This window comes from Streptomyces sp. N50 (assembly GCF_033335955.1).
Taxonomy (GTDB): Bacteria; Actinomycetota; Actinomycetes; order Streptomycetales; family Streptomycetaceae; genus Streptomyces.
The window spans coordinates 1,547,034-1,560,505 of the sequence record NZ_CP137549.1 but is presented as its reverse complement, the minus strand read 5'-3'; the positions used below and the strand labels follow the sequence as shown (position 1 = coordinate 1,560,505).

Below are 13,472 nucleotides of genomic sequence, written 5' to 3'. Positions count from 1 at the left end.
TCCCGGCCGATTTTGAAGGCGTCCGCGCGTCCGTGACCCGGGGTCTCTGGCGCCGGAAAACTAACACCGCTAGTTTGTGAGGCGGACGACGACGTCACGCCCGGGAGGCAGCACGATGAAGGCACACGACGGCATGTACATCGACGGCGCCTGGCGCCCCGCCGCGAGCGGGGACACCATCGACGTGGTGAACCCGGTCGACGAGCAGGTGATCGACCGCGTCCCGGCCGGTACCGCCGCGGACATCGACACCGCCGTACGCGCCGCCCGTGCCGCCCTCCCGGGCTGGGCCGCGACCCCGCCCGCCGAACGCGCCGCCCAACTGGCCTCCCTGCGGGACGTGTTGGCGGCCCGCAAGGACGAGATCGCCGAGACGGTCACCGCCGAACTGGGCTCACCGCTCGCCTTCTCGCAGGCCGTCCACGCGGGCGTGCCGATCGCGGTGGCGGGCTCCTACGCCGAACTCGCCGCGACCCACGCCTTCGAGGAGAAGGTCGGCAACTCGACGGTCTACCAGGAACCCATCGGTGTGGTCGGTGCGATCACCCCCTGGAACTACCCCCTCCACCAGATCGTCGCCAAGGTCGCCCCCGCCCTCGCGGCAGGCTGCACGGTGGTGCTCAAGCCGGCCGAAGACACCCCGCTCACCGCCCAGTTGTTCGCCGAGGCGGTCGACGAGGCGGGCATCCCGGCAGGCGTCTTCAACCTGGTGACGGGCCTGGGTCCGGTGGCCGGCCAGGCATTGGCCGAACATCCCGGCGTCGACCTCGTCTCCTTCACCGGCTCCACGGCCGTGGGCCGCCAGATCGGCGCGACGGCCGGTGCCGCGGTGAAGAAGGTCGCCCTCGAACTGGGCGGCAAGTCCGCCAACGTCATCCTCCCGAGCGCCGACCTCGCCAAGGCCGTCAACGTCGGTGTCGCCAACGTGATGTCCAACTCCGGTCAGACGTGCAGTGCTTGGACCCGGATGCTGGTCCATCGCGACCAGTACGACGAGGCGGTGGAGCTGGCCGCCACGGCCGCCGCCAAGTACGGCGCCCGCATCGGCCCGGTGGTGAACGCCAAGCAGCGGGCCAGGGTGCGGAGTTACATCGAGAAGGGCGTCGCGGAGGGCGCGCGCCTGGTGGCGGGCGGCCTCGAATCCCCGTCCCCGCAGGGCTACTTCATCAGCCCGACCGTCTTCGCCGACGTGACCCCCGACATGACGATCGCCCAGGAGGAGATCTTCGGCCCAGTCCTGACGATCCTCCGCTACGACGACGAGGACGACGCCGTGCGCATCGCCAACGGCACGGTGTACGGCCTCGCGGGTGCGGTGTGGGCCGGTGAGGAGGCCGAAGCCGTCGCGTTCGCGCGGAGGTTGGAGACCGGGCAGGTGGACATCAACGGCGGGCGGTTCAACCCCCGTGCGCCGTTCGGGGGTTACAAGCAGTCGGGTGTGGGCCGGGAACTGGGCGCGCACGGGCTGTCCGAGTACCTCCAGACCAAGTCCCTCCAGTTCTAGCCCACTCAGCCCATTGAGCCTGTTCAGTCCAGTCAGGAGGCCTCACATGGTCCGCGCCGCCGTACTGCCCGCCGTGGGCGCTCCGTTGGAGATCGCCGAGATCGACCTCCCGGACCCCGGCCCCGGCCAGGTCCGCATCCGCCTCGCCGCCGCCGGGGTCTGCCACTCCGACCTGTCCCTGACCAACGGCACGATGCGCGTGCCGGTCCCGGCGGTCCTCGGCCACGAGGGCGCGGGCACGGTCGTAGCCGTGGGGGAGGGCGTCACCCACGTCTCACCCGGCGCCCCGGTCATCCTCAACTGGGCCCCGTCCTGCGGCACTTGCCACGCCTGCACCCTGGGCGAGGTCTGGCTCTGCGCCAACGCGCTCAACGGCGCGGCGGACGTCTACGCCCACCGCGCCTCCGACGGCAGCGACCTCCACCCCGGCCTGAACGTGGCGGCGTTCGCGGAGGAGACGGTCGTAGCGGCGTCCTGTGTCCTGCCGCTCCCGGAGGGCATCCCGCTGACGGACGCGGCCCTCCTCGGCTGTGCCGTCCTCACCGGCTACGGCGCGATCCACCACTCGGCGCGGGTGCGGGAGGGCGAGACGGTCGCGGTCTTCGGCGTCGGCGGAGTAGGCCTGGCCACCCTCCAGTCGGCCCGGATCGCGGGCGCCACGACGATCGTCGCCGTCGATGTCTCCCCGGAGAAGGAGGAGTTGGCCCGCGCGGCCGGGGCGACGGACTACGTGGTCGCCTCCGAGAACACGGCCCGGGAGATCCGCGCCCTCACCGGAAAACAGGGCGTCGACGTCGCCGTGGAGTGCGTGGGCCGCGCGGTCACCATCCGCACGGCCTGGGAGTCCACCCGCAGAGGTGGACGTACGACAGTCGTAGGCATCGGCGGCAAGGACCAGCAGGTCACCTTCAACGCCCTAGAACTCTTCCACTGGGGCCGGACGTTGAGCGGCTGCGTCTACGGCAACTCCGACCCGGCGAAGGACGTACCGGTGCTCGCCGAACATGTCCGGGCCGGACGGCTGGACTTGGGGGCGCTGGTGACGGAACGGATCGGACTGGACGGGATTCCGGGGGCGTTCGAGAACATGGTGGCGGGGAAGGGCGGGCGGGCACTGGTCGTGTTCTGAACGGCCCTGTCCGCCCGCACCGGCGGTTCAGGCTCAACGCCCTTGCCTACGGCACCTGTTCGGGCTGCGGCTCATCGGTCGCCGCAGCCTGCTTCGCCCTCGCCCTCGCCTTCGCGCCCGGCCGGGACCGCGACACCGCCACGCCCGCCAGACACAGCACCCCGCCCCCCAGCGTGAGCAACCCCGGTACCTCACCCAGCGCCAGCCACGACATCAGGACGACCAGCGCGGGTACCGCGTACGTGGTCGCGCCCATCTTGCTGGCGGTCGTGCGGGCGAGGGCGTACGCCCAGGTGGTGAAGGCGAGGGCGGTCGGGAAGACGCCCAGGTAGACCATGTTGAGCGTGGCGGAGACGGGCGCGTCGCCGGCCTGATCGACAAGCTGCCCGGCGAACGGCAGGCACAGCACCGCCCCGACGAGACACCCGAACGTCGTCACCTGGAGCGCGCCGGCCCGGGCGAGGGCCGGTTTCTGGGCGACGACCCCACCGGCGTACGCGACCGCCGCGAGCAGACACAGCACCACCCCGAGCACGGACGAACCGCCGTCGCCCGACATCGAGAGCCCCACGGTCACCGCACCCGCGAACGACACCGCCATCCCCGCGAGCAGCCGCGGCGGCATCGCGTCACCGAGCAGTCGCGAGCCGAGCAGCGCGATGAGGATCGGCCCGATGTTCACGACGAGCGCGGCCGTACCGGCGTCGACCTGCTGCTCGCCCCAGTTCAGGACGACCATGTAGAACCCGAACCAGAGCACGCCCGAGATCGCGATCCCCCGCCAGGCGGACCGCGGCGGCACCCCTTCCCGCCGTACGAGAGAGAGCACGCCCAGCGCCAGCGCCCCGCTCGCCAGCCGCCCCAGCGCCAGCGCGCCCGGGGAGTAGGCGGATCCCGCGCTCCGGATGGACACGAACGCCGAGGCCCACAGGACGACGGTGACGACAGCGGCTGCGGCGGCTGCCCGTTCGGTACGGGGGTGGGATTTCGTCATGCGTACGAGGTTAGGCGGCGGCGGGACCGTACCGCTGGCGGAAATCGGACGCGGTCGTCGGGCGAAGCGGACGCGATCGCCGGGGGGAGTAGGCGATGCCTATGAGGTTATTTTTGTTGCCTGTGAGGCTTGACGGCAGACCTGGCCGAGGGGCAGAGTCCGAAACGCGTGCCGACACGTGCCGATACGTACCTACCGACAGGTGAGGACGGGTCCGATGAGCCACCACTCCGTACCGAGGCAAGTGCATCGCCTGTGGTCGCCCGAGCACGAGCCCGTGCTGGAGGTCGAGGACGGCGACACCGTGTCGTTCGACCTCACCGAGGCGACGGACGGACAGTTCGACCCGACGTCGACCGTGGAGGCGGTGGCCGGTTTCGACTGGGACCGCGTCTATCCACTCGCCGGACCCATCGTGGTCAGGGACGCCGAACCGGGTGACGTGCTGGAAGTGGAGTTCCTGGAACTGCGGTCCGTCGACTGGGGCTGGACGGCGGTACTCCCCGAACTCGGCCTGCTCACCGAGGACTTCCCCGACGCGCACCTCCACCTGTGGGACCTGACCGGCGGAGACACGGCCAACTTCCTCGACGTGGCCGACATCCCGATCCGCCCGTTCTGCGGGGTGGTTGGGGTCTGCCCGGACGTCACCGAACCCCAAAGCGTCCTGCCTCCGGGCCACTTCGGCGGCAACGTCGACTGCAAGGACCTGGTCGTCGGCACCAGGCTCTACCTTCCGGTCCAGGTCCCCGGCGCCCGTCTCAGCCTCGGCGATCCCCACGCGGCCCAGGGCGACGGGGAGTTGTGCGTCAGCGCGATCGAGGCGTCCTTGTCGGGCGCGGCCCGCATCCGCCTGCACAAGGGCCGCCGCATCCCGGCCCCCCAGTTCGAGACGCCGGGCCCCCTCCACCCGGACCCCGCCCGAGCCGGCCACTACGCCACGATGGGCGTAGCCCCCGACCTCATGCACGCGGCCCAGGACGCGACCCGAGCCATGATCGACCACCTGGGCACCCGCTACGGTCTCGCCCCGATCGACGCCTACGTCCTGTGCAGCGTCGCCGTAGACCTGCGGATCACCGAGGTCGTGGACGCCCCCAACTGGATAGTCACGGCCCACCTGCCAAAGGCGATACTCCGATCCTTTTGAGGCATGGGGTGGGTTTCGCAGGGGCGCGGGGCTGTATCTACTTGCGGATCCGCCGCGTGGGCGCGACCAGCCCCAGCGCACGCGGCACACCACACAAGCCACCCACCCCCTAGGAATCCGTCGCCGGCCCGACGCGGCGGCGACGCGCTCGCTGTCGGCAGGTCGCTCCGCAGTAGCGGGCCGGGCGGCCGGTGGACCGGGCCTCAAGCCGGACCCCGCACTCCTCGCACCGCGGCGCCGCGTGAAGCGTGCCGGACGCGTCACGAAATACCCCTCCTTCCGTGACGGACGCGGGACTCCGCAGGCTCTCCAGCGCCAGCCGCACCGTGCGGGTGCCGCCGTTCCGGTCGCGGTGTGCGGCCCAGATCGTCACGCATCCGACGATGAGCGCGGCGACATCGTCCGCGCTGACGTCGGTGCGGACCCCGCCGGCCCGCTGGGCCGCGCGGAGCAGTTCATCGAGTGCCTGGCGGAACCGTCGCGCCGACGCGGTCAGTTGGGGGCGCGGCCAGCTCGTCTCCGTGGTCAAGGCGTCGCATGCGGGCTTGCGGCCTTGGGACGTGTCGACGACTTCCAGCAGGAAGCCGAAGAACGCCGCGACAGGATCCGCGCGGGCCGCCCATCGCCGAGCGGCGTCCACCCGGTTGTCGATCTGCTGGACGAGTACGGCCTCCAGCAGGATCTCCTTGCTGGGGAAGTGCCGGTAGACGGTGCCGGCGCCGACCCCCGCCTGCCGTGCGATCGTGCCGAGCGAGACGTCCAGACCGCGCTCGTCGAACGCCCGCGAAGCGGCGGCGAGCACCTTCGCGCGGTTACGGCGGGCATCGGCCCGACCGACGTCATGGGGAGGTGCGGTCATGTCACGTAATCCCTTGTCCGCCGGACTCAACCGGGTGCAGCATTCCACATCGACCCCGGGCCGAGCCCAACCGTGCCCACCGACAAGCCCGGGGTGGAGGACGACATGACCACTGACCGCTTGACCGTCGTGACCGGTGCGACCGGCCGACAGGGCGGCGCCACCGCACGCCGGCTCCTGGCGGCCGGCAGACCGGTGCGCGTACTCGTGCGGGACACGACCGCTCCCGCCGCCCAGGCTCTCGAAACCGCCGGGGCCGAACTCGTCCGCGGCGACTTCGACGACCCGTCGGGCCTGCCTGCGGCGCTGGAGGGAGCGGCGGCACTGTTCGCCGTACCGCCCGTGGCATTCGGGCCGGCCGGCTCCGACGTGGAGCGGGAGTTCGCCCGGGGCCGGGCACTGACCGATGCCGCGGCCGCCGTGGGCGTCGAACACGTCGTGTTCACGGGCGTGGCTTCCACGCCGGGTCGTCCCGGTGGCTCGGAGGGGAAGAAACGCGTCGAGGACTATCTGCGTGAGCGGATCCGGTCGGTGACCGTGCTGCGCCCGGTGCGGTTCATGTCGAACTATCTCGGTTCGGCACCCATCGGTCTCGACGGCATCTCCGGCGGCGTGCACCGGCACGTCTTCCCGCCGGACGAACCTGCCCAGATCGTCGCGGTGGAGGACATCGCCGAATTCGCCGCGCTGGCCTTCGACCAGCCGGACCGGTTCGCGGGGCGGAGTCTGGAGCTGGCCGGGGACGCTCCCACTCCGGCCGAGGCGGTTGCCGCGATCAGCGAGGCCATCGGTGCCGAGGTGCGCTACGAGCAGATCACCCACGCCGAGGCTGCCGCGCTCAACCCCGAGATCGCCCAGGTCAGGGAGCGCTGGGCAGCCGGATCGCGCTGGCACGCCGATATCGAGGCGCTGCGCGTCATTCATCCCGGGCTGCGTACGCTCGCGGACTGGCTCGCCGAATCCGGCGCCGCCGTGCTGCGGAAGCGATTCCCCCACACCGCGTAGTGCCGTGGCTGTGGGTCGTGGTCTTGCTGGTGAGGGCGGGGCGGGGAACGGGTACGGCCGCCGATGCAGTCCAGGGCGATATGCGCGCTCCACAGCTGGTACCAACCCCTACCGCCCAGTCACCTCCGAGAACTGCCCCGCCAACCCCTCCAGCAGCGCGGCCAACCCCACCTCGAACGCCCGCTCATCCACCTTCTCCTGCTGCTCGGCAAGAAGATGCGCCTGCCCGAGATGCGGATAGTCGGCGGGATCGTACGCACTCTCGTCGTCCACGAACCCCCCGGCGAACGACCCCAGCGCGGACCCCATGATGAAGTACCGCATCAACGCCCCGATCGACGTGGCCTGCGCCGGCGGCCACCCCGCGTCGACCATCGCCCCGTACACCGCGTCGGCGAGCCGCAACCCCGCCGGCCGCCGCCCGGGCCCCGTGGCGAGCACGGGCACGATGTTCGGATGGTCACGCAGAGCGGACCGGTACGACACCGCCCAGTCGTGCAGCGCCGTACGCCAGTCCCGCCCGTCCTCGAACATCGACAGATCGACCTGTGCGCTCACCGAGTCGGCGACCGCCTCCAGAATCTGGTCCTTCGTGCGGAAGTGGTTGTAGAGCGAGGGCCCACTCACCCCCAACTCGGCGGCGAGCCGACGCGTGGACACGGCCGCGAGGCCCTCCGCGTCCACCAGCACCCGCGCCGCCTCGACGATCCGGTCGGTACTGAGCAGGGGCTTGCGCGGTCGGGCCATGCCGCACATAGTAGGGCTGCGAGAGTCAAACTAGCAGTGCTAATTTAAATGTGCAGCAATCGGTGTACGGCCTTCCACTTGGGGTGACGCGCAATGAACCTGGAGCTCAGCGAGGAGCAGGAGGCCGTACGGCGGCTCGCCAAGGACTTCGTGGACCGCGAGATCGCCCCGCACGTCATCGCCTGGGACCGCGCCGAGGAGGTCGACCGCTCGATCGTCAAGAAGCTCGGCGGCGTCGGTTTCCTGGGGCTCACGATCGACGAGGAGTACGGCGGCTCGGGCGGCGACCACCTCGCGTACTGCCTGGTCACCGAGGAGCTCGGCCGCGGCGACTCCTCCGTGCGCGGGATCGTGTCCGTGTCGCTGGGGCTGGTCGCCAAGTCGATCGCGGCCTGGGGCGACGAGGAGCAGAAGCGGCGCTGGCTGCCGGGGCTCACCTCCGGCGAGCACGTCGGCTGCTTCGGGCTCACCGAACCCGGCACCGGTTCCGACGCCGGCAACCTCACCACCCGCGCGGTCCGCGACGGCGACGACTACGTCATCAACGGCACCAAGATGTTCATCACGAACGGGACTTGGGCCGATGTGGTGCTGTTGTTCGCGCGCTCGACCGACGCCCCGGGACACAAGGGCGTCTCCGCCTTCCTCGTCCCGACCGACACCCCCGGCCTCACCCGCCGCACCATCCACGGCAAGCTCGGCCTGCGCGGCCAGGCCACCGCCGAACTCGTCCTCGAAGACGTCCGCGTGCCCGCCGCCACGATGCTCGGCCCCGAGGGCAAGGGTTTCTCGGTCGCGATGTCGGCGCTGGCCAAGGGCCGGATGTCGGTCGCGGCCGGCTGTGTCGGCATCGCCCAGGCCGCGCTCGACGTGGCGCTCCGCTACGCCGGTGAGCGCGAGCAGTTCGGCAAGTCCATCGCGCAGCACCAGCTCGTGCAGGAACTGATCAGCGACATCGCCGTCGACGTGGACGCGGCCCGGCTGCTGACCTGGCGGGTCGCCGACCTCATAGACCGCGGGCTGCCCTTCGCCACCGAGTCCTCCAAGGCCAAGCTCTTCGCCTCGGAGGCCGCCGTCCGCGCCGCGAACAACGCGCTCCAGGTCTTCGGCGGCTACGGCTACATCGACGAGTACCCGGCGGGCAAGCTGCTGCGCGACGCCCGTGTGATGACCCTCTACGAGGGCACCAGCCAGATCCAGAAACTGCTCATCGGGCGCGCGCTGACGGGCGTTTCCGCGTTCTGAAGACCCGTTCTGAGTACGTGAGTTGAGTATCTGAGCGGATGTCCTACGGGCCGTAGCCGCCGATGCTCGACCCATGAGTGACACACCGGTCAAACAGCAGACCACGGCCGCCTATCACGGCCAGGCCGTCGCCTCCTTCGCGATCGCCCTCGCGGCGACCGCCATCGGCATCTTCCAGTTGCACGCCGACACCTGGGTACGGGCCTTCCTCGGCATCGCCGTCCTCTACTTGGTCACGTCCGCCTTCACGCTCGCCAAGGTGGTCCGCGACCGCCAGGAGGTCGGCCAGATCGTCAGCCGGGTCGACCAGGCCAGGCTGGAGAAGCTCCTCGCCGAGCACGACCCCTTCGAAAAGCTCTGAGCGGCCAGACTAAGCGCTCGCTCAGGTTCGGCGGTATGGTGGACCCCTTGTCACCGAGAGGGGTTCACGAGCGATGAGTACGGCGGAGGAGACCACCGCGGGCGACCCGCAGGCCTGGGCGGAGGTCACGCCCGACGCGGCCCGGCGGCTGCTGATCGCCGCCGTGGAGGCCTTCGCCGAGCGCGGCTACCACGCGACGACCACCCGGGACATCGCGGGCCGCGCCGGGATGAGCCCGGCCGCGCTCTACATCCACTACAAGACCAAGGAAGAACTGCTCCACCGCATCAGCAGGATCGGCCACGAGAAGGCCCTGGAGATCCTGCGCACGGCGGCGGGGCGCGAGGGCAGCGCCGCCGAGCGCCTCGCGGACGCCGTGAGCTCCTTCGTGCGCTGGCACGCGGGTGGGCGCACCACCGCGCGGGTCGTGCAGTACGAACTCGACTCGCTCGGCCCGGACGCCCGCGCCGAGATCCTCGCGCTGCGCCGCCAGGTCGACGCCGAGGTGCGCGGGATCGTCGAGGACGGGGTCGCCGACGGCTCCTTCGACGTGCCGGACGTGAAGGGCACGACCCTCGCGATCCTGTCGCTGTGCATCGACGTGGCCCGCTGGTTCAGCCTCGACGGACCCCGGACGCCCGACGAGGTCGGCGCGCTCTACGCCGACCTCGTGCTGCGGATGGTGGGGTCCAAGTAGCCGCCCTGCCAAGGGTGTTGGTCAGAGGTAGTAGCGCGACACCGACTCGGCCACGCACACCGGCTTGTCGCCGCCCTCGCGCTCCACGGTGAACGCGACGGTCACCTGGACGCCGCCCGGTACGTCGTCGACGCCGGTGATCCTCGCGGTGGCGCGCAGCCGGGAGTCGACCGGGACCGGGGCGGGGAAACGGACCTTGTTCGTCCCGTAGTTGACGCCCATCTTCACGCCCTCGACCTTGATCAGCTGCGGCCCGAAGAGCGGGAGCAGCGACAGGGTGAGGTAGCCGTGCGCGATGGTCGTCCCGAAGGGTCCGGCCGCCGCCTTCTCCGGGGCCACGTGGATCCACTGGTGGTCGCCCGTCGCGTCCGCGAACAGATCGATCCGCTTCTGGTCGACCTCCAGCCAGTCGGTGTGCCCCAACTGCTCACCGACCGCCGCCCGCAGGTCGTCGACGGAGGTGAAGATCCTCGGCTCTGCCATGTCCTGTCCCGGCCTCTCACGTCATCCAGCACGCCATCACGTCATCACATACCTAAGCAACTGCTTAGCATGGTCGGATGTGAGGCCTCTGTCAACGGACCACGGGTGTGACGCGATGGGTAGGCTCTGACAGGTGCCTCAGATCCCCGAGAAGATCCACGAGCTGACGGTCGGCCAACTCGCCGCACGCAGCGGAGCAGCCGTCTCCGCCCTGCACTTCTACGAGGCCAAGGGCCTGATCAGCAGCACGCGCACCACGGGCAACCAGCGCCGGTACACCCGTGACACCCTGCGCCGGGTCGCCTTCGTGCGGGCCGCCCAGCGCGTCGGCATCCCGCTGGCCACCATCCGCGAGGCGCTCGCCGAACTCCCCGAGGAGCGCACCCCGACCCGCGAGGACTGGGCCCGCCTCTCCGAGGCCTGGCGCTCCGAACTAGACGAGCGCATCAAGCAGCTCAACCGCCTCCGCGACCACCTCACCGACTGCATCGGCTGCGGCTGCCTGTCCCTGTCGTCCTGCGTCCTGTCCAACCCGGACGACGTGGTCGGCGAACGGGGCGCGGGTTCACGCCTGATGACGGAACCGGCGGAGCGCCGGAACGCACGCGCCCCCCGGGACCGGGATCCCGAGGGGCGCGACTGAGGACGGCGCTCACTCGTACTCGGTGCCGCCCTTCCGCGTCAGATACGCCGGGCTGACGGCCTTCGCGACCGCCCGTCCACCGGTCACCGCGCTGTACCGCTCCACCGCCGGACGGATCACGACTCCCTCCCGCAGATGCAGCCCCCGCCCCGACACGGTCTCCCGCCCGCTCGCGACCTCCAGCACCCGCTCGACGTCGTACGGCCCCTCGTACAGCCTTGGCACCAACGGCAGCTCCCCGTCGAGGAGTTGGGCCAGTTCGGCTGCGTCCAGCCACCGCACCGCCCCGTCGATCTCGGCGGACACGTCGAACACGGCGTACCCGAGCGTCTCGCGCCGCCCGTCGGCGCCGTACGTCAGGTCCTGGACGCCCGCGCCGTAGACCTCGCCGAAGACGCCGACCCGGCGGGCGCCGAGCCGTTCGGCGAGGCGGGCGGCGGCTTCTGGGACGCCGTGACCGCGGACGGCTCGCCAGTACAGATTGCGCGGATCCTCCTTCAGGGCAAGGGACTTGGCGCCGAAGCCCTTCGAGGAGACCTGTACACGGCCGCCCTCTTCGGTGCCCTCCTCCTCCGCGAAGTAGGTCAACAGGCAGGCGGAGCCGTGGAGTTTCTCGGTCAGGACCACAGCCTCGCCCGGTTCGAATATCCCGGGAAACCGCTGGATGTTCTCGATGTCCACCCAGGGCAGCAGATCGGGCGCGTGCTCGACGTCGCCGTCCATCGTGGGCGGGATCGGCGGCACCCACTTGACGATGCCGAGCCGCTCCGCGAAGTCGGTGCCGTCCAGGGCGGCTCGGGCCAGGTCGACGTCCGCGAGGGCCTTCGGCCGGCACACGATGCCCTGCGACAGCTCACCGCGCAGCCGCACCGCCCTGACCCGGTCCGCGTTGCTCCCCGCGAGGCGCCCGGTGAGCCCCAACTCCTCGATCAGACCGGCCGGGAGCACGGACTGCTCGGGGATGTAGACGGCGGTCTCACCGGTGCGGAACGCCCCCTTGGCGACGACGGCTCGATACAGGCCGACCTGGGCCAGTTCGAGGGCGTCGGCGTTCGGGTGTTCATGGACGGTCAGCACTTCGGCGGTGACGCGGAGCGTCGACATCGGGACTCCTCGGGTTCCTCAGCTGTGTTTCATCGCCCTCAACTGTCCTGATCGGAAAGGGGTGGAGCGACCGAATATGCGGCTGCTAGCTTCGGGATCCATGCCCCTGTCGCCAGCGCTCACCGCCGCCCTCGCGGACATCGAGACGGTCTTCAACGGTTTCGCGAGCCCGGGGGAGACCGGCTGCGAGCGGTGTTTCGGGCCGACGGAGACCGCGTTCCTGCGCACGCCGTACACGCGCGTGCCCGGCGAGCTGGTGAGCAGGTTCGTGTTCAAGGACCCCACGCACTTCGAGGATCACGCCGCCGTGCTGCGACGCCTGCTGCCGCAGACCGCGCGGGCGATGGCGGAGGGCGAGCTGGACGGGATCGGCTGGGGCGCGCACGGGCTGAGCCGGATCGACTGGCGTTCCTGGCCGGCCGACCAGGCCGCCGCGATCGAGGCCTTCCTCCACGCCTGGTGGCAGGACGCCCTCGCGAAGCCCGAGTCGCCGTACGGCATCCAGGACGTCTTCGAGACCTGCGCCACCATCGCCAGGAGCGTGACCCCCTTCCTGGACGGGTGGGCCCAAGGCCCCGTCGCCGACGCCCACTTCGTTCACTGCGCCGACCATTGGCTCTACTACCTGGTGTCCGACGCCTCCCCGTTCACCTGGTGGTACGACGACAGCGAGGCCACCGGCCTGGCGGACCTGCGCACCTGGCTGGCCGGTCCCGGTGCCGCCCGCCTCCGTGCTCAGGGCGAGTCCGACCTCGCCACCCGCGCCGAACTCCTGGCCCTGCCCTACGACGAGCGCTGGGCCCACCCGTACTGGACCAGCCCCTCGGCGACCAACTGAGCGTTGGACAAAGCCCGTTCACCGTCCGGCAGGAACAGCGTGTCCTCCAGGCCGATACGGGTCGCGAGCCCCAGCCGCCCCGCCAGCCGGAGCACCGGCCAGGTGCTGCCGTCCTCGCCGTGCAGCAGCACCGGGCGGCCGTGGCCGGTGCCGAGGTCGGCGAGCAGCGCACGTGCGGACGCCTCCGCCGTCTCCGCATCCGGGTCCGTCACCTCCGCCAGGACCCGCAGCACCTTCGACCGGAGCGGTGAGACGGCGAACCGGGCCGCCCCGTCCGTGCCCGACCAGATGCCCGCCTCCACGCCGACGCCCCGGTCCAGCAACGCCGTCGCGACCTCCTCGGCGCCCGGCTCGTGCCAGTTGACCGAGGCGTGGTCGGGCAGGACCGTCCACCCGCGCACCCGCTCCACCCGTGCCGCCGGGTCCGGCTCGGCCCAGGCGCCCGTGGTCACGCCGACCGGCACGGACACCCGCGCCCGTATCGCCTCCAGCGTCACCGCGAGGACGCGCGGTGACAACGTGTCCTGTCCGCAAGGGGACTTGGGATGAAGATGGACGTCCGTGGCCCCCGCAGCGACAGCCTCCACCGCGGCATCGGCCAACGCCCCGGGCGAGACCGGCACCATCCAGCCGTCGGCGGCCCCACGGGCCCCGTTGAGACAGACCTGCACCATGCCTCGATGGTGTCACCCGCCACTGACAACCGCCCCCGA

15 protein-coding genes are annotated in these 13,472 nt (G+C 71.1%); 9 read left to right on the top strand and 6 right to left on the bottom strand.

What is annotated here, in order from left to right:
* Positions 1–115: 115 nt before the first annotated feature.
* A complete protein-coding gene (locus R2B38_RS06595) occupies positions 116–1,504 on the top strand; it encodes an aldehyde dehydrogenase family protein (protein ID WP_318015377.1) in 1,389 nt (462 codons plus the stop codon).
* Between the two features lie 46 nt (positions 1,505–1,550).
* Positions 1,551–2,633, top strand: coding sequence for a Zn-dependent alcohol dehydrogenase (locus R2B38_RS06590; RefSeq protein ID WP_033283648.1), 1,083 nt, complete (start codon positions 1,551–1,553; stop codon positions 2,631–2,633).
* A 46-nt stretch (positions 2,634–2,679) separates the two neighbouring features.
* Here the strand turns inward: R2B38_RS06590 and R2B38_RS06585 are convergent, their stop codons facing one another.
* Positions 2,680–3,627, bottom strand: a complete 948-nt coding sequence (locus R2B38_RS06585; protein ID WP_318015376.1) for a DMT family transporter — start codon at positions 3,625–3,627, stop codon at positions 2,680–2,682.
* A gap of 217 nt (positions 3,628–3,844) precedes the next feature.
* Here R2B38_RS06585 and R2B38_RS06580 point away from each other — a divergent pair, with 217 nt between their 5' ends.
* Positions 3,845–4,777 (top strand): acetamidase/formamidase family protein, encoded by a 933-nt coding sequence (locus R2B38_RS06580; protein WP_318015375.1) that lies wholly within the window; start codon positions 3,845–3,847, stop codon positions 4,775–4,777.
* 109 nt (positions 4,778–4,886) lie between these two features.
* Here R2B38_RS06580 and R2B38_RS06575 read toward each other — a convergent pair whose 3' ends face one another.
* Positions 4,887–5,636, bottom strand: a complete 750-nt coding sequence (locus R2B38_RS06575) for a TetR/AcrR family transcriptional regulator (RefSeq protein ID WP_318015374.1) — start codon at positions 5,634–5,636, stop codon at positions 4,887–4,889.
* Positions 5,637–5,741: 105 nt separating this feature from the next.
* Here R2B38_RS06575 and R2B38_RS06570 point away from each other — a divergent pair, with 105 nt between their 5' ends.
* Positions 5,742–6,641 (top strand): NmrA/HSCARG family protein, encoded by a 900-nt coding sequence (locus tag R2B38_RS06570; protein ID WP_318015373.1) that lies wholly within the window; start codon positions 5,742–5,744, stop codon positions 6,639–6,641.
* Between the two features lie 108 nt (positions 6,642–6,749).
* Here the strand turns inward: R2B38_RS06570 and R2B38_RS06565 are convergent, their stop codons facing one another.
* The gene (locus tag R2B38_RS06565) at positions 6,750–7,388 is read right to left on the bottom strand and encodes a TetR/AcrR family transcriptional regulator (RefSeq protein ID WP_318015372.1); all 639 of its coding nucleotides are present in this window, start codon (positions 7,386–7,388) and stop codon (positions 6,750–6,752) included.
* Positions 7,389–7,481: 93 nt separating this feature from the next.
* On the opposite strand from R2B38_RS06565, the gene R2B38_RS06560 reads away from it, so the two are divergent.
* From R2B38_RS06560 to R2B38_RS06550, 3 genes are all read left to right on the top strand, one after another.
* Positions 7,482–8,633 carry an acyl-CoA dehydrogenase family protein gene (locus R2B38_RS06560; RefSeq protein ID WP_033283653.1) on the top strand — a complete coding sequence of 384 codons (1,152 nt, stop codon included), beginning with the start codon at positions 7,482–7,484 and terminating at the stop codon, positions 8,631–8,633.
* A 73-nt stretch (positions 8,634–8,706) separates the two neighbouring features.
* On the top strand, positions 8,707–8,994 hold the full coding sequence (locus tag R2B38_RS06555) for a YiaA/YiaB family inner membrane protein (RefSeq protein WP_033283654.1): 288 nt from the start codon (positions 8,707–8,709) through the stop codon (positions 8,992–8,994).
* 73 nt (positions 8,995–9,067) lie between these two features.
* Positions 9,068–9,691 (top strand): TetR/AcrR family transcriptional regulator, encoded by a 624-nt coding sequence (locus R2B38_RS06550; protein ID WP_019059192.1) that lies wholly within the window; start codon positions 9,068–9,070, stop codon positions 9,689–9,691.
* A gap of 21 nt (positions 9,692–9,712) precedes the next feature.
* Here R2B38_RS06550 and R2B38_RS06545 read toward each other — a convergent pair whose 3' ends face one another.
* Complete coding sequence (locus R2B38_RS06545) at positions 9,713–10,174, bottom strand: MaoC family dehydratase (protein WP_318015371.1); 462 nt, start codon at positions 10,172–10,174, stop codon at positions 9,713–9,715.
* 133 nt (positions 10,175–10,307) lie between these two features.
* Between R2B38_RS06545 and soxR the strand changes: the two genes are divergently transcribed.
* Complete coding sequence (gene soxR, locus R2B38_RS06540; RefSeq protein ID WP_318015370.1) at positions 10,308–10,817, top strand: redox-sensitive transcriptional activator SoxR; 510 nt, start codon at positions 10,308–10,310, stop codon at positions 10,815–10,817.
* Between the two features lie 9 nt (positions 10,818–10,826).
* Here the strand turns inward: soxR and R2B38_RS06535 are convergent, their stop codons facing one another.
* On the bottom strand, positions 10,827–11,921 hold the full coding sequence (locus R2B38_RS06535; protein ID WP_318015369.1) for an RNA ligase (ATP): 1,095 nt from the start codon (positions 11,919–11,921) through the stop codon (positions 10,827–10,829).
* Positions 11,922–12,021: 100 nt separating this feature from the next.
* Here R2B38_RS06535 and R2B38_RS06530 point away from each other — a divergent pair, with 100 nt between their 5' ends.
* Positions 12,022–12,759, top strand: coding sequence for a hypothetical protein (locus R2B38_RS06530; protein WP_318015368.1), 738 nt, complete (start codon positions 12,022–12,024; stop codon positions 12,757–12,759).
* Here R2B38_RS06530 and R2B38_RS06525 read toward each other — a convergent pair.
* Positions 12,705–13,433 (bottom strand): 3-keto-5-aminohexanoate cleavage protein, encoded by a 729-nt coding sequence (locus R2B38_RS06525; protein WP_318015367.1) that lies wholly within the window; start codon positions 13,431–13,433, stop codon positions 12,705–12,707. The genes R2B38_RS06530 and R2B38_RS06525 overlap by 55 nt on opposite strands.
* Positions 13,434–13,472 lie beyond the last annotated feature (39 nt).